Source organism: Sphingopyxis terrae subsp. terrae NBRC 15098 (assembly GCF_001598815.1).
Lineage (GTDB): Bacteria > Pseudomonadota > Alphaproteobacteria > Sphingomonadales > Sphingomonadaceae > Sphingopyxis > Sphingopyxis terrae.
In genome coordinates, this window is sequence record NZ_BCZQ01000021.1 from 92,055 (window position 1) to 107,708 (window position 15,654).

Consider the following 15,654-nt stretch of genomic DNA (forward strand, 5'->3'; position numbering starts at 1 on the left):
TTATAATCCTCCGAAACGGCGCTCGCGCGCCGCAAAATGATCGAGCGCCGCCTTGAGGTCGGCGGGTTTGAAATCGGGCCATAGCCGATCGGTGAAATAAAGCTCGGCATAAGCCGCCTGCCACAGCAGGAAATTCGACAGCCTCACTTCGCCCGACGTGCGGATCAACAGGTCGAGCGGCGGCATGTCGGCGGTGTCGAGATGCGCCGCGATCGTCTCGGCACTGATCTCGCCTTCCGCCGCCGCGGCCTTTGCCGCCCGCACCAGTTCATCCTGCGCGCCATAATTGAGCGCGACCGCCAGCGTGGTGCGCCGGTTATGCGCGGTGCGCGCGATCGCATCCTCGATCAGTGCGACGACATCGGGCGCGAGCGCGCGCCAATCGCCGATGATCTTGAGCCGCACGTCATTGGCGGCAAATTCGTCGATATCGCTGACGATGAACCGCTTGAGCAGGCCCATCAGATCGCTGACCTCGTCCTCGGGCCGCTTCCAGTTTTCGGACGAAAAGGCATAGAGGGTCAGCGCCTCGATCCCCAGGTCGCCGGCCGCACGCACGATCGTGCGCACCGCCTCGACCCCCGCGCGATGACCGGCGATGCGCGGCAGGTGGCGCTTCTTGGCCCAGCGGCCGTTGCCATCCATGATGATGGCGACATGGCGGGCACCGTGATGCGTTTCGGACACCGGAAAAGCCTAAGACTCCGTTCGCCCTGAGCCTGTCGAAGGGCCGTTCTTTGCTGGGCAAGAAAAGGACGGGGCTTCGACAGGCTCAGCCCGAACGGCCGAGAGGGTAGCGCGGAGGAGCACTAGCCCAGAATTTCCTTTTCCTTCGCCGCCGCCGCCGCATCGATTTCGGCGATCGTCGCGTCGGTCAGCTTCTGCACTTCGGTTTCGGCGCGCTTGCGCTCGTCCTCGCTGATTTCCTTCTTCGCCTCGTCCTGCTTCAGATTGTCCATGCCGTCGCGGCGGACGTTGCGAGCGGCGACGCGCGCCTTTTCGGCATATTGCCCGGCAAGCTTCGACAATTCCTTGCGGCGTTCCTGCGTCATTTCAGGGATCGGCAAGCGGAGAAGCTGGCCATCGACGATCGGGTTGAGGCCGAGCCCGGCCGAGCGGATCGCCTTGTCCACCGGGCCGACGTTCGACTTGTCCCACACCTGCACCGCCAGCATGCGCGGTTCGGGCGCGCTGACCGAGGCGACCTGGTTGAGCGGCATATGGCTGCCATAGACCTCGACCGTCACCGGATCGAGCAGCGCCGAATTGGCGCGGCCGGTGCGCAGCCCCGCAAGGTCGTGCTTCAGCGATTCGACCGCGCCGTGCATGCGGCGCTCCAGGTCGGCCTTGTCATATTTCGCCATCTGTCTTTCCTCTCTTGATCGTTTCAGGCCGCGCCGCCGACCACGGTGGCGACGCCCTCGCCGGCCAGCACCCGCGCCAGATTTCCGGCTTCGCGAATGTTGAACACGACGATCGGAATATTGTTGTCGCGGCACAAGGCCACGGCGCTCGCGTCCATCACCTTCAGATTGTCGGCGAGGACACGGTCATAGCTCAGGCTGTCGTAGCGCACCGCGCTCGGATCCTGTTTCGGATCGGCGTTATAGACGCCATCGACGCTGGTGCCTTTCAGCAGCGCGTCGCATTTCATTTCCGCCGCGCGCAGCGCCGCGCCGCTGTCGGTCGTGAAATAGGGCGCACCGACGCCCGCGGCAAAGATGACAACGCGGCCCTTTTCGAGGTGGCGTTCGGCGCGGCGGCGGATCACCGGTTCGCACACCTTGTCCATCTCGATCGCCGACTGGACGCGGGTCTGGACGCCGAGCTGCTCGAGCGCATTCTGCATGGCAAGCGCGTTCATCACCGTCGCCAGCATGCCCATATAGTCGGCCTGTGCGCGGTCCATGCCCTTGGCCGCCCCCGCCATGCCGCGAAAGATATTGCCGCCGCCGATGACGAGGCAGATTTCGAGGCCGCGATCCTTCGCTTCCTTGACCTCGGCCGCCATGCTCGCGACCGTTTCGGGATCGATCCCGAAGGGCGTCGGCCCCATCAGCGCCTCGCCCGACAATTTGAGCAGGATGCGTTTCATGCCGGGCAATGCCATGTCGGGGGGAACCTCTTGCAAACTCGTAATATGCGAATGGCGCGCACCCTAGAGAGAGTGCGCGCCATTGCCAAGCGGACTGCGGCGCCCCAGGCGCAGCAATCCGGTTCTTCTTTTAGACGCCCGCGGCGGCGGCGACTTCGGCGGCGAAGTCGCTCTCTTCCTTCTCGATGCCTTCGCCGAGCTGGAAGCGGATGAAGCCGGTCAGCGTGATCGTCGCGCCGACATCCTTGCCCGCAGCGGCAACGACTTCGGCGACCGGCGTCTTGCCGTCCATCACGAAGAGCTGCGACAGCAGCGCATTTTCCTTGCGGAACTTGGCGATCGACCCATCGACCATCTTCGCGACGATCTCGGCCGGCTTGCCCGACTGGGCCGCCTTTTCTTCCGCGATCGCCCGTTCACGCGCGACGAGATCGGCGTCGAGATCATCGCCGTTCAGCGCCAGCGGGTTGGCGGCGGCGACATGCATCGCAAGCTGCTTGGCCAGCGGTTCGAGAACGTCGGCGCCAGCGGTCGATTCGAGCGCGACGAGCACGCCGATCTTGCCCATGCCCGGCGACGCGGCGTTGTGGACATAGCCGGTCACGACGCCCGAGTTCACCGACAGGATCGCGGCGCGGCGCAGCGACTGATTCTCGCCGATCGTGGCGATGTTGTTGGTGAGCTGTTCGGCGACCGTGCCACCCGTCGGGTAGCCGGCGGCGGCGAGCGTTTCGATGTCGGTGATGCCTTCGGCGAGCGCGACCTGCGTCACGTCGCGAACGAACGCCTGGAACTGTTCGTTCTTGGCAACGAAATCGGTTTCGCTGTTGACTTCGACGACGGCACCCTTGGTGCCGTCGGCGGCAACGCCGACCAGACCTTCGGCAGCGACGCGGCCGGCCTTCTTGGCGGCGGCGGCGAGGCCCTTGGTGCGCAGCCAGTCGATCGACGCTTCGATGTCGCCGTTGTTTTCGGCAAGCGCCTTCTTGCAGTCCATCATGCCTGCGCCGGTGCGGTCGCGCAGTTCCTTCACGAGAGCGGCCGTAATTTCAGCCATCGGATGTTCCTTTCAAAAGGGCGGGCGCAATTGGACCCGCGGGACGCCCGCGCGCATGGCGGGGCGATAAGTCAAAGGGATGACAGGAGCGACCGCCGATCGGCGCGCCGCCCCGTCATGCCGCACGGGCTCAGGCGTCGGCCTGGCGCTCGGTTTCGGCAGCCGCTTCGGCCGGGACTTGTTCGTCCTCGGTCAGCACGGGCTCGGCAACGGGTTCGACCGCTGCGCCCAGATCTTCGCCGCGATCGGCGCGGGCCTGCTGGCCGCCGCGGGTCGCCGCCTGGGCAACCGCTTCGCAGTAAAGACGGATCGCGCGCGCCGCATCGTCGTTCGCCGGAACGGGGAAAGCGATGCCATCGGGCGAGACGTTCGAATCGAGGATCGCGACGACCGGGATGCCAAGGACGTTGGCTTCCTTGATCGCCAACTCTTCCTTGTTCGCGTCGATCACGAACATCACGTCGGGAATGCCGCCCATGTCGCGGATGCCGCCGAGGCTGAGCTCGAGCTTGTCGCGTTCGCGGGTCTTGTTGAGCACTTCCTTCTTGGTCAGACCCGAGGTGTCGCCCGAAAGCTGTTCTTCGAGCGACTTGAGGCGCTTGATCGAGTTCGAGATCGTCTTCCAGTTGGTGAGCATGCCGCCCAGCCAGCGGTGGTTGACGAAGTGCTGACCCGAAGCGCGGGCCGCATCGGCGATCGGGCCCTGCGCCTGGCGCTTGGTGCCGACGAACAGCACCTTGCCGCCGGCGGCCGAGGTCGACGAGATGAAGTCGAGCGCACGCGCGAAGAGCGGCACGGTCTGCGACAGGTCGAGGATGTGGATGCCGTTGCGCGCGCCGAAGATATACGGCTTCATGCGCGGGTTCCAACGGTGGGTCTGGTGGCCGAAGTGGGCGCCAGCTTCGATAAGATTCTGCATCGTGACGACAGGAGCCGCCATAGTCTTTCTCCTTCCGGTTAGTCCTCTGAAAGGCAAGAACCGAGCGATCCGCTAGGGAATCATCCCGGCACCGGTATGTGCGCCTTCCATGTGGAATGGGCGGGCCGTTAGACGGCTTGCCCGCGAAAAGCAAGGCCCAAGCGTCGATTAGCCGCCCTGCCCGCTCGGTGCGCCTTGCGCCGCGCCCGACTCAACTCATCGACAAAACATAACGCTTCGCCGCATTAGCATTGAGAACAAATAGAGAACATGGAACGAAAAGGTCAGCAAAACCGTAGCTCCGGGCAAAGGTTTCGCACAGGGAAGCCGAAAGGACAAGAAAATGGTTCAGGTCGCCGCCGCTCTTCTCTTCGCAAGTGCCGCCGGACTGGGTGTGCTGGTGATTCTCGCCATGCTGCGCACCAATGGCGATGCGATCTTGTCGGCGCTTGCCGGCGAAGGCGCCTTCCCGCACGGCTCATCCCCCCAGACCGGCCCGGCCGCGACCGTCGTGCCGCTACGCCGCCGCGACATGCCGCGAGGCGTTCGCACCCCGGTTCGCGTTCAACCGCTGATCAGCCGCGCCGCCTGACTTTCGCGTAGCTCGCAAGTCCGAAGGGCAGCAGAGCGACATAGAAGACGCAGATCGCAAGCAAGGTCGGCCACGGCGCGGTGACGAGCGCCGCGCCGAGCAGCCCCACCCCCGCCAGCGCGAACAGCCGCCACGACCGGCGCAGGCGGATCGACGACCAGCTGTATGTCGGGATTGCCGAGATCATCAGCATCGCGACGCCGAGCGCCCACGGCATGACGACATACCATTCGCGGAACAGGTCGCTGCCGGTCGAAAGCCAGAGATAGACGGGAACAAAGGCAAGTCCCGCCCCCGCAGGCGCCGGAATGCCGGTGTTGAAGCCCGCCGACTTGTGCGGCTGGACATCGGCGTCCATCCGCGAATTGAACCGCGCCAGCCGCAGCGCGCAGCCGACCGCGAGCGCCAGCGCTGCGGTCCAGCCGAATTTCGGCGCGTCGTCCAGCGACCACAGAAACAGGATCATCGCCGGCGCGACGCCGAAGGCAATGACGTCGGAGAGGGAATCGAGTTCGGCGCCGAATTTGCTCTGCGCGCGCAGCAGGCGCGCGATGCGCCCGTCCATTCCGTCGAGCACCCCGGCGAAGATCACCGCCGCCAGCGCCTTTTCCCATTCCTCGCCGATCGCGAAACGAACCCCGGTCAGGCCGAAGCACAGGGCGAGCGCGGTAATCGCGTTGGGCGCAAAGGCACGCAGCGGAATGCCGCCGATACGGCGCGGGTCGACGCCCGTCCGCGGATCGCGATCGCCCGCCATTATTGCCCGATGCCGTCGATCGTGTCGCCCTTGCCGAGCCGGGCAACAATCGTTTCGCCGGCCAGCGTGCGCTGCCCCAGCAACACCTGCGGCGCCGTACCCTGCGGCAGATAGACATCGACACGGCTGCCGAAGCGGATCAGGCCGACGCGTTGGCCTGTCGCAAGCTCGGTTCCCATGCTGACGAAGGGCATGATGCGCCGCGCCACCAGCCCCGCAATCTGGGTGAAACCGATGCGCACCCCGTCGGCGCGTTCGACAACGAAATGCTGGCGCTCGTTTTCCTCGCTCGCCTTGTCGAGATCGGCGTTCACGAACTTGCCGGGGATATAAACCAGCTTGCGCAGCGTCCCGGCAACCGGGGTGCGATTGATATGGACGTCGAACACACTCATGAAGATCGATACGCGCAGCATCGGCGCATCGCCCAGCCCGTCGGCCCCAGCGATTTCGGGCGGGGGCGGGACTTCGGCAATCTGGGTGACAAGCCCGTCGGCGGGTGCGATGACCAGGTCGGCACTGGTCGGCGTCACGCGCACCGGGTCGCGGAAAAAGGCGCCGACCCACGCGGTGATTCCGGCCATCAGCCAGCCGGCGATTTCCCAGCCGAGCAGCCAGAAACAGACGGTGACGATCGCCGCGATCAACAGGAATTTGCGGCCCTCGGGGTGAATCGACGGCCAGCGCCACTTGATGCCGCCGCCGGGGCGGTTGGAAGAGATGGTGGTGGACATGGCGATTGTTCTAGGCCGCGCATCGGGCACTGACAATCGCTTATCCCGCCCCGCCCGCTCGTGGGACGGCACCAGGGCGGTTGAACATTGCCCCGGCTTTGCCTAAGGCCCCCTGCAATTCGACTCCCCAAGGAAAAGGCAGCAGCATGGGCAAGATCAAGGTAGTCAACCCGGTCGTCGAACTCGACGGCGACGAAATGACGCGGATCATCTGGCAGTGGATTCGCGAACGGCTGATCCTGCCCTATCTCGACGTCGACCTGCATTATTACGACCTCGGCATCGAGGAGCGCGACCGCACCGACGACAAGATCACCGTCGAAGCCGCCAATGCGATCAAGAAATATGGCGTCGGCGTGAAGTGCGCGACGATCACCCCCGACGAAGCGCGCGTCGAGGAATTCGGCCTCAAGAAGATGTGGAAGTCGCCCAACGGCACGATCCGCAACATCCTGGGCGGCGTCGTGTTCCGCGAACCGATCGTCATCAAGAATGTCCCGCGCCTCGTCCCCGGCTGGACCGACCCCATCGTCGTCGGCCGTCACGCCTTCGGCGACCAGTATCGCGCCACCGACTATCGCGTCCCCGGCCCCGGCAAGCTGCGCCTGGTGTTCGAAGGCGAGGACGGCACGATCATCGACGAGGAAGTGTTCCAGTTCCCCTCGTCCGGCGTCGCGATGGCGATGTACAATCTCGACGATTCGATCCGCGATTTCGCGCGCGCCAGCATGAATTATGGCCTCGCGCGCGGCTGGCCCGTCTATCTGTCGACCAAGAACACGATCCTGAAGGCCTATGACGGCCGCTTCAAGGATCTGTTCGAGGAAGTCTATCAGAACGAATTCAAGGCCAAATTCGAAGCAGCCGGCATCATTTACGAGCATCGCCTGATTGACGACATGGTCGCCTCGGCCCTCAAATGGTCGGGCAAGTTCGTCTGGGCCTGCAAGAATTACGACGGCGACGTCCAGTCGGACACGGTGGCACAGGGCTTCGGCTCGCTCGGCCTGATGACCAGCGTGCTGATGACGCCCGACGGCCAGACCGTGGAATCCGAAGCCGCGCACGGCACCGTCACCCGCCACTACCGCATGCACCAGCAGGGCAAGGCGACCTCGACGAACCCGATCGCGTCGATCTTTGCCTGGACCGGCGGGCTCAAGCATCGCGGCAAGCTCGACGGCACGCCCGAGGTGACGAAGTTTGCCGAAGACCTTGAGCGTGTGTGCATCGAAACCGTCGAAAGCGGCAAGATGACCAAGGATCTCGCCCTGCTGATCGGTCCCGATCAGAACTGGCTGACCACCGAGGGCTTCTTCGAAGCGATCGTCGAAAATCTCGAAAAGAAGATGGGCGCCTGAGCCAGCGGGCTTAAACAACCGAAAAGGTTGGGATAGGCATCTAGCCAATCGGGGCCGGCCTGCATAAGGTCGGCCCTTATGGTAAGTGAACAGGACACATCGGCTATCGGCAACGCGCTGGTGGTGCTGGGGGCGGCGGGAATCGTCATCCCGGCCTTTGCGCGCTTTCGCATCTCGCCGGTGATCGGGTTCATTCTCGTCGGGCTGCTCGTCGGGCCATCGGGGCTCGGCGCGCTCGCCGCCGATTATCCATGGCTGCGGCACATCACCATCGCGTCAAGCGAAGACATCGCGCTGTTCGGCGAATTCGGCATCATCCTGTTGCTCTTTTCGATCGGGCTCGAACTGTCGTTCCGACGCCTGTGGCAGCTGCGCAAGCTGGTCTTCGGCATCGGGGCCGCCGAACTGTTGCTCGGCGGCGCGATACTCGGCACGGCGCTGTTCCTGCTAGGCGATCATTCGACCGCCGCGGCCTATGGCCTCGGCATCGCCCTCGCCCTCTCATCGACGGCGCTGGTGCTGCCGATCGCGGGCACCAAATCGGCCGTCGGCCGCGCTTCCTTTGCGATGTTGCTGTTCGAGGATCTGGCGATCGTCCCGATCATCTTCGTTCTCGGCGCGCTGTCCCCCATCGCGGCGAGCGACAATACCGAGCTTATGCTGACGACGCTGTGGCAAGGCGCGCTGGTCGTGGCGATCCTCGCGGTCGCGGGCTGGTTCCTGCTGCCGCGCATCTTTGCGCAGGCCGCGCGCGCCAAGGATCCCGAGCTGTTTCTGGCGGCGAGCCTGCTGGTCGTGATCGTCGCGGCGCTGGCGACCGCCGCGGTCGGCCTGTCGCCGATCGTCGGCGCGCTGCTGGCCGGCCTGATGATCGCCGAGACCGAATATCATGGCGAGGTCGAAGCGATCACGGCGCCGTTCAAAGGCCTCGCGCTCGGCGTGTTCCTGATCAGCGTCGGCATGGGGCTCAACCTCAAGACGATCGCGGCGCAATGGCCCGAGCTGATCGCCGCCGTGGTCGGCGTGGTCCTGATCAAATCGATCGTGACCGCGGCGCTGCTGCGCTTTTCGGGCGCCGCGCGGCGCGGCACGGCGGCCGAGGTCGGATTGCTGATGGCCAGCCCGTCGGAAACGACGCTGATCGTCCTTGCAACGGCGCTGCAGGCGCAGCTCATAAGCCGCACCACCGCCGAATTCTGGCAGCTCGTCACGGCAATCGGCCTGACGATCACGCCGCTCCTCGCCCGCGTGGGCCACGATGTCGCGCGCCGGATCGAGATGCGCAGCGGCGACGCGCAGGAAGAAGAAACGCCCGAAGGCCGCACCGTCGTCGTCGGCTTCGGCCGCGTCGGGCGCACCGTCGCCGAATTGCTGCGCGAACATCAGCGACGCTATGTCGCGGTCGACGCCGATATCGACACCGTCGCGGCTGCGAGGCGCGACGGATTTTCGGTCCGCTTCGCCGATGTGGCGCGCCCGGGCAGCCTCGACCGGATGGGGATCGAAAATGCCGACGCGATCGTGCTGACGATGGACGATCCGGTGCAGCAATTGCGCATGACGCGCCAGCTTCGCCAAAAATATCCCGAGCTGCCGATCATCAGCCGCGCGCGCGACGCCGATCATGCCGCGGCGCTCTATCGGGCCGGCGCCACCGACGCGGTGCCCGAAACGCTCGAAAGCTCGCTGCAACTCGCCGAAGCGGTGCTGGTCGATCTGGGGGTTGCGATGGGCCCCGTCATCGCCTCGATCCACGATGTCCGGGCGCGCATGCGCCACGACATCATGACCAAGGGCGAGCTCGCCGACGAACCGCGCATCCGCAAGCTGCGCCGCCCCGATGGCAGCGTCTGACTATTTCCCGCCGCCGATGGCTCCGGCATCGAGCGCCGCCGCCTGCGCCAGCGTCATTCCCTTCGGCAACACCGCCAGCGACCATTTCCGTCCCGGCACCAGATATTGCCGCGCCAGACGCTGGATGTCGGCGGCGCTGATATTGGTCACATCATCCTCGATCGCCATCGCCGCCTTGATATAGCGCGGATCGCGCGTCGCCCCCTCGAGCAGATACATCCAGTAGAGATTGCCGGTCGTCGCGCGCGCGACCTGTTCGCGGATCGGCCCGGCGTTGCGCGCGAGTTCATCGGCGCTGACCGGCCGCGCGACGAGATCGGCGGCAATGTCGTCGGCGATGCTGTAGAGCCGGTTCACATCCTTTGGTGCCAGCAGACTGCCGACGAGCAGATAACCGCCGCTTTTTTCGAAACCCGTCGGCCAATGGCTGTCGACAACCGGGCCATAGCTTGCGCCCTGTTCAGCGCGCAGCCGGTCGAACAGGCGATCGTTGAAGATCGCAGCGAGCACATCCATCGCCCGCGCGTCGCGCATATTATCGATCCCGCCGCTCGTCGGCCAGGCGATCATCGCCGCCGCCTGCCCCTTGTCGCCGGTGTGATAGGCGACGAACGGCTTTGCATTATGCTGCGCGAAGGCAACGCTCTGTCCGCCCGGCGGTGCGAGCGGCTGGCGCGGCGCAAGCGCTCCGAAGCTTTCGGCAAGCAACTGCTTGTAATCGACCGATTCGAGATCACCGAAAATCTGGACCTCGATCGGGCCGCTCTTCAGGCGCGGTTCCCAGAAAGCGCGAAAGGCGGCGGGAGTCAGCCCTTCGATCGCGGCGCGCGACGGCGGCGCCCAGCGCGTGTCGCCGCCTGCCAACCACCCGCGCAGATTGCGGTCGAGCACCGCGTTGGGCGTCGCGTCATTGAGGTCGAAACCGGTCAGCAGGCCAACGCGCAGCCGCTCGATCGGCGAGGCATCCCAGCGCGGCGCCGCGAGCTTCGTCGCCATGAGGCGCAGCTGATCGCGCAGATCGGCGGGGTTGCTCTCTGCGGTCATTTCAAAGGCGTCGTCGTCGATGTCGAAGCCCATCTGGATCTGGCGCCCGTTGGTTGCCTGATCGAGCTCGTTCTGGCCCCAGGGACCGACACCGCTTGCCATCAACGCATAATCGCCGGTCCACAGCAGATTGGGCGCGTTCCCCGCGACGCTGCGATTGCCGCTGCCGAAGCGGACGTTGACGCGCACCTTGCCGGGTTCGACCTTGTTGTCGGCAACCAGCGCTGTCACGCCATTGGCGAATTCGAGACGCTGGACGCGCAGCCCGGGGAGCGGCGTTTCGGATGCGATCGTGCCGGGCTGCCCCAGCGCGGGAAGCTGGCTGAAATCGACCTTCGCCGCCGCGACGCGATCGTCGCGCGCGGTGACGGGCGCGGCAAGCGCAGCGAGCAACGCCTTGTCGCCGCCTTCGATCGGCGTCGGCGTCGTCAGCACGAGCCGCGTGACGGGCGCCGCGAAAATCGCCCGGCTGATGTCGAGCATCACCTGCGGCGTCGCCGACGCGCGGATCGCGGCGAACATATCGACCTGCCCCTTGGGGCTCGTCACCGTCTCGCCGATATCCACCGCGCGCACCATGTCATCGGCGAGGCGCGACCCCGGCTCGTTGGGCGCATTTTCCAGTTCCTTGCGCAGGAAAGCCTCGATCTCGTTCGCTTCGCGGTCGATATCGGCCTGCGACGGCGGCGTCTGGACGGCATCGGCGATAACCCCGCGCACGTCGGCGAGCGCGGCCTTCCAGTCGCCGAGCGGGACGATTTCGGCCGAGGTGACATCGGCGCTGCGGCTGACATAATCCTGGCTGACGGTGGCCACGAGGTAGCTGCCGCCGCTGCGCGCGCGATTTTCCAGCCGGCGATTGACGAGCGCCTGCGCGAGATATTCGAGGTAGAGGCGCCGGGTGTTTTCGACGGTATCGACGCGCTTTTTCCACGGCCGGATCATTGCGAGCGTCAGCGCGAGCGGCTGGTTCGCCTCGACGATTTCCTTCGCGACCGGTTGCGACGGATCGGGCTTGCCGAAATCGGGCTGCGCCGGATTCGCACCCGCTTCTTTCCAGTCGCCGAAATATTTGCCGATCAGCGCGGCGAACTGTGCGGGATCGCCATCGCCGACCATCACGACAACGGCGCGGTCGGGGCGATACCAGCGATCGTGAAACGCCTGAACGCTGTTGGCGTTAGCCGCACCGAGCGCCGCAGTGGTTCCGATCGGCGAGCGTTCGCCGAGCAACTGTCCTGCGAACAGATGCGCGCTCGTCGCATCGGCGATGCGCTTTTGCGGCCCGTCCTGTTCGCGCAGTTCGGACAGCACGACGCCGCGCTCGGCCGTCACCGCGGCATCGGTGATCCGCGGTTCGCGCACCATGCCCGACAGCAATTTCATGCTTTCGTCGAGCGTCGTCGATGTCACGCTGGGCAAGTCGAGTTGATAGACGGTCTGCGTCGGCGTCGTTTGCGCGTTCGAATCGCTGCCGAAGGTGACACCGAAACGCTGCCAGATGCGCTTCGTCTCACCATCGGGAATATGCAGCGAGCCGCGGAAGGTGAGATGTTCGAGCAGATGCGCAAAGCCGCGTTCGCTGTCCGTTTCGAACATCGACCCGACATCCATCCGCACCCGGATCGACACCTGTCCCGGCGGCACGCCGTTGTTGCGAACGGCGTAGCGCAAGCCATTGGGCAGCACCCCGAAGCGCCAGCCCTCATCGCGCGGAATATCGCTGCCTTCATAGAGCCAGTCGCTTGCTTGCCCCGCGAGCGTCGATGCTGCCGCCGGTGCCGGCGTCGTTTGCGCCGAAGCGAGCGGCGCGATCAGCAGCGCCAGCGCGCTGGCGCAGGCGGGAAGCAGGAAAAGGGAGAGCGATCGACGCGCAGTCGACGGGGGAGAGACGGACATTGCGGCTATTTATCGCTTTCGAACCTTGCTGGCCACTGAACTGTCACAGCTTGTCCTTCGCGAAGGAGGCGCCTAGCCAGAACCGATGCAACGCCCACCGCACGCCCCGGTTGCCGCCATCGTTCAAATGACGAGCGGAATCGATCCCGACGCCAATCTGCGAGTGATCGACCGCGCGCTGGCCGCGGCGGCCGCCGAAGGCGCCGCGATGGCCTTTTTCCCGGAGATGTCGCTGCTGCTCGACCGCGACCGGCAAAGATCGGCTGCGCATATCCGGCGCGAGGCCGACAGCCCGTGGCCCGCGGCGCTCGCGGACATGGCGCGGCGCCACCATATCTGGCTCCACAGCGGATCGATGCCCCTGCTCGCCGACGACGGCGGCCGCCGCGTCAACCGCAGCCATGTTATCGACGACAAGGGCGAGATTCGCGCGCGCTACGACAAGATCCACATGTTCGACGTGACCCTGCCGACGGGCGAGAACTGGACCGAGTCGGCCGCCTATGCGGGGGGCGAAACAATCGTCCTCGTCGATACGCCGCTCGGCCGGCTGGGACTTTCGATCTGTTATGATCTGCGTTTTCCCGAACTCTATCGCGCACTGGTCGACGGTGGCGCCGAACTGATCGCGATCCCGGCCGCCTTTACCGTGCCGACCGGCGAGGCGCATTGGCACCCGCTGCTCCGCGCCCGGGCAATCGAAACCGCCTGCCACGTCCTTGCTGCGGCGCAAGCGGGAACGCACGCCGACGGGCGCGCGACCTTTGGCCACAGCCTCGCCGTCGATCCCTGGGGGACGGTGTTGATGGACGTGGACGCGCAACAATCCAGTGGCGCGGCGAGCTATGATATCGGCTTCGTGGCGATCGACGCCGAGGTGCAGAACCGGGCTCGCGCGGCCATCCCCCTCGCCCGATCGCGCGCGGTGCGGAATATAGAGCTTTAGGCGGGGGGCCTTAAGTCAGGTGCTGCCATCATGCAGCATCGCAGCATGTAGAATCGGCGCATGCAGAATCACAAAGGGCCCCGAGCAAAGCCCGGAGCCCTTTGGTATCGGTTTGACCCGGAGCCTGTTACGGGCTGGTCGGGCTGTCTTCGTTGTTATCCGAAGCGATGATGATACCGCCGATGATAGCCGCGAGAGCGACAACAGCGATGATCCAGCCGCTGCCTTCCAGCTTGCTTTCACCGTTGAGTTCCGAATTGGCGCGAGCCGAGTCGAACGACTGAGCCGACGCGGCGATCGGCGCCGCCAGCATCGAGGTCGCCGCGAGGGAGATCGCAGCCTTCTTAAGCAGGTTCATCTTATTCTCCGTCCACTGGATATATCGTCTCGATCCACACCGCGAAATGGCTTTCCCGCCATGGACCTGCCCGATCGGTTTAAGCGTAATTGCCATCGATTGCAATCATCAATTCCCTATTTCGGTACTAGTTAGCAAATTGCTAAATATTGCAAAAGTTGCGCAACTGGTCGCGATTCTAACCCCGCCTGACTTGCTCGAACGCTTCGCTGGTCACGGGGTAGCCCAAATGACCCGGAATGCACAGATGCGGGGTGCCGTCCCGCTCCTCTATCCACGGCGTTACCAGTTCGACCGGATAATTTTCCGCGTGGCGCGCGAAGCCCGCAAAATCGTCGGCCTGCGCGATTCGTTCGAGGTTGCGGCGGGTGGGGAAGATAACCGACACATCGCCGCGATCGGCGAGCGTCAGCGTATCACGGGCGCTCGACCAGAAAATATGGCTATGCTCGGCTTCCTCGACCGTCAGTTCATGCCCGTGCGGCGGCGCCGCAACGGCATAGAAGCGCGTGTCGAAGGTTCGCGCTTCCTTGAAATTGGGGCACCAGCGCGCAAAGGGCACCAGCCCGCCGAGTTGGATCGGCGCCCCATGCGCAGCCAATATGTCCGACAGCAACGTGCCGCCCAGAAGCGCGCGGCGAACATCGGCAAGGTCGGGTTCGGCAAGGTCGGGGAGACCGACGCCAAGCCCCGTTTCCTCAAGCGTTTCGCGCAGCGCCGCGACCCGCGCCGCGCCTTCGGCCGGATCCTCGCCAAAGCCGTAACGCTCGGCGACCAGATGATCGTCGGGATCGACCCGGCCGCCGGGAAAAACCACCGCCCCCGCCGCGAATGCCATGTTGCTCGCGCGTTTGACCATCAATATCTCGTCGGGACCATCGTTGCCGGAAGGCCGCATGATGACGAGCGTGGCGGCCGGGATAGCCCCGTCGGGCAGCTTGGGCGATTGCGGTGGCGCGGGATCGGTCATGGAAATTCGATAACTAGGCTTTGCGCGCTTGTCATCTGCCATTGCCGCCAGCGACGACGGCCCCATTGCCGCGGCATTCAAGAGGGTGCAAGATGCCGTATCTTGGCGCGGCCGGAGGCAAGGCAATGGGATTGGCCGAAATATTGGGGGTCGCGGGCAGCATCAGCCTGTTGTCGGGCTGGCGTCTCTACCTCACGATCCTGGCGACCGGCGTCGCGATGCATTTCGGCTGGCTGCCGCTGCCCGAACATTTGCAGGCGCTGCAGATATTGGCGAACCCCTGGGTCATGGGCGTCGCCGCGATCGGTACGATCGCCGAGTTTCTGGCCGACAAGATCGCGTGGGTCGACAGCATCTGGGACAGCGTCCACAGTATTGTCCGCCCGCTCGGCGGCGCGTTGCTGGCGCTCGCGCTCGTCGACAGCGCCGATCCGGCGTGGCAGGTGATCGCTTTCATCCTCGGCGGCGGCGGCGCGCTCATCAGTCACAGCGCCAAGGCAACGACCCGCGCGGTCGTCAACATCAGCCCCGAACCCTATAGCAATGCCGCGGTATCAACCGGCGAAGACGTCGCGACGACGGGACTTCTCGCGCTGGTAATCGCCTTTCCCGCGGTCGCCATCGTCATCGCCCTATTGCTGCTGATCGCCGCTGTCCTCGTCATCATTGCGCTGCGAAAATTGCTCCGCAGCGTCAGAGGCGGGCTCAAACGCGCGCTCGGCGACCCGGCAGACGCCCCGCCGCCCATCGTCTGATCGTCAGCCTGTGATCAGTTCCTTGAGGGGCGTTTCGCTATCGGCGAGCTGTTCGGGGGTTGCGGCGGTGCCGGCGGTGACGAGCATGCGGCCCTGGACATAATCCTTGGTGGCGTTGACGCAGTCGAGCGCGATGACCTTGCCGGCCTTGAGGTAGACGACCGAGAAGCTGCGGCTGGCGGGATCGCCGCGCAGCACCGCCTGGTCGTGGCCCGTCGACAGCCCGGCGGTCTGCAGCTTGAGGTCATATTGGTTCGACCAGAACCAGGGGATGGCATGATAGGGCGCCTCGGCGCCGCAGATGCCCTTGGCG

Annotated in this window: 16 protein-coding genes; 5 read left to right on the forward strand and 11 right to left on the reverse strand. The window is 65.2% G+C overall.

The annotated features are described in order from the left end of the window. The 5 genes from uppS to rpsB all read right to left on the reverse strand — a co-directional run bounded on the left by uppS (position 1) and on the right by rpsB (position 4,092). Positions 1-687 (reverse strand): polyprenyl diphosphate synthase, encoded by a 687-nt coding sequence (uppS, locus tag STE01S_RS14160; protein ID WP_003040149.1) that lies wholly within the window; start codon positions 685-687, stop codon positions 1-3. 122 nt (positions 688-809) lie between these two features. Continuing rightward, positions 810-1,364 carry a ribosome recycling factor gene (gene frr, locus STE01S_RS14165; RefSeq protein WP_003040152.1) on the reverse strand — a complete coding sequence of 185 codons (555 nt, stop codon included), beginning with the start codon at positions 1,362-1,364 and terminating at the stop codon, positions 810-812. A 23-nt stretch (positions 1,365-1,387) separates the two neighbouring features. Then, positions 1,388-2,110, reverse strand: a complete 723-nt coding sequence (pyrH, locus tag STE01S_RS14170) for a UMP kinase (protein ID WP_062768759.1) — start codon at positions 2,108-2,110, stop codon at positions 1,388-1,390. A gap of 115 nt (positions 2,111-2,225) precedes the next feature. Beyond that, positions 2,226-3,152: a translation elongation factor Ts gene (gene tsf / locus STE01S_RS14175; protein ID WP_062768762.1), complete on the reverse strand. Its 927-nt coding sequence runs from the start codon at positions 3,150-3,152 to the stop codon at positions 2,226-2,228. 130 nt (positions 3,153-3,282) lie between these two features. Beyond that, the gene (gene rpsB, locus STE01S_RS14180) at positions 3,283-4,092 is read right to left on the reverse strand and encodes a 30S ribosomal protein S2 (RefSeq protein ID WP_003040161.1); all 810 of its coding nucleotides are present in this window, start codon (positions 4,090-4,092) and stop codon (positions 3,283-3,285) included. A 322-nt stretch (positions 4,093-4,414) separates the two neighbouring features. On the opposite strand from rpsB, the gene STE01S_RS14185 reads away from it, so the two are divergent. After that, positions 4,415-4,663, forward strand: coding sequence for a hypothetical protein (locus tag STE01S_RS14185; RefSeq protein ID WP_058812614.1), 249 nt, complete (start codon positions 4,415-4,417; stop codon positions 4,661-4,663). Here the strand turns inward: STE01S_RS14185 and STE01S_RS14190 are convergent. Together STE01S_RS14190 and STE01S_RS14195 are read right to left on the reverse strand one after the other, a co-directional pair. Continuing rightward, positions 4,647-5,420, reverse strand: a complete 774-nt coding sequence (locus tag STE01S_RS14190) for a CDP-alcohol phosphatidyltransferase family protein (protein WP_062768765.1) — start codon at positions 5,418-5,420, stop codon at positions 4,647-4,649. The genes STE01S_RS14185 and STE01S_RS14190 overlap by 17 nt on opposite strands. Continuing rightward, positions 5,420-6,154, reverse strand: coding sequence for a phosphatidylserine decarboxylase (locus STE01S_RS14195; RefSeq protein ID WP_003040171.1), 735 nt, complete (start codon positions 6,152-6,154; stop codon positions 5,420-5,422). The genes STE01S_RS14190 and STE01S_RS14195 overlap by 1 nt, the downstream gene beginning before the upstream one ends. Positions 6,155-6,300: 146 nt before the next feature. Between STE01S_RS14195 and STE01S_RS14200 the strand changes: the two genes are divergently transcribed. Both STE01S_RS14200 and STE01S_RS14205 read left to right on the forward strand, forming a co-directional pair. Then, the gene (locus STE01S_RS14200) at positions 6,301-7,515 is read left to right on the forward strand and encodes an NADP-dependent isocitrate dehydrogenase (RefSeq protein WP_003040174.1); all 1,215 of its coding nucleotides are present in this window, start codon (positions 6,301-6,303) and stop codon (positions 7,513-7,515) included. Between the two features lie 78 nt (positions 7,516-7,593). Continuing rightward, positions 7,594-9,369: a cation:proton antiporter domain-containing protein gene (locus tag STE01S_RS14205; RefSeq protein WP_062768768.1), complete on the forward strand. Its 1,776-nt coding sequence runs from the start codon at positions 7,594-7,596 to the stop codon at positions 9,367-9,369. Here STE01S_RS14205 and STE01S_RS14210 read toward each other — a convergent pair whose 3' ends face one another. Further along, a complete protein-coding gene (locus tag STE01S_RS14210; RefSeq protein ID WP_082657413.1) occupies positions 9,370-12,312 on the reverse strand; it encodes a M16 family metallopeptidase in 2,943 nt (980 codons plus the stop codon). 85 nt (positions 12,313-12,397) lie between these two features. Between STE01S_RS14210 and STE01S_RS14215 the strand changes: the two genes are divergently transcribed. Beyond that, a complete protein-coding gene (locus STE01S_RS14215; protein WP_062768771.1) occupies positions 12,398-13,258 on the forward strand; it encodes a carbon-nitrogen hydrolase family protein in 861 nt (286 codons plus the stop codon). A gap of 127 nt (positions 13,259-13,385) precedes the next feature. Here the strand turns inward: STE01S_RS14215 and STE01S_RS14220 are convergent, their stop codons facing one another. Next, positions 13,386-13,712 (reverse strand): hypothetical protein, encoded by a 327-nt coding sequence (locus STE01S_RS14220; protein WP_162928292.1) that lies wholly within the window; start codon positions 13,710-13,712, stop codon positions 13,386-13,388. Between the two features lie 82 nt (positions 13,713-13,794). Next, entirely contained in the window at positions 13,795-14,586 is a 792-nt protein-coding gene (locus STE01S_RS14225; RefSeq protein ID WP_062768773.1) for an NUDIX hydrolase, read from the reverse strand. Positions 14,587-14,678: 92 nt separating this feature from the next. Between STE01S_RS14225 and STE01S_RS14230 the strand changes: the two genes are divergently transcribed. Beyond that, positions 14,679-15,341 carry a DUF4126 domain-containing protein gene (locus STE01S_RS14230; protein WP_082813346.1) on the forward strand — a complete coding sequence of 221 codons (663 nt, stop codon included), beginning with the start codon at positions 14,679-14,681 and terminating at the stop codon, positions 15,339-15,341. A 3-nt stretch (positions 15,342-15,344) separates the two neighbouring features. On the opposite strand, the gene STE01S_RS14235 is transcribed toward STE01S_RS14230, so the two are convergent. Then, positions 15,345-15,654 (reverse strand): oxidoreductase C-terminal domain-containing protein (locus STE01S_RS14235; protein WP_303745188.1); only part of this gene is annotated, 310 nt, incomplete at its 5' end.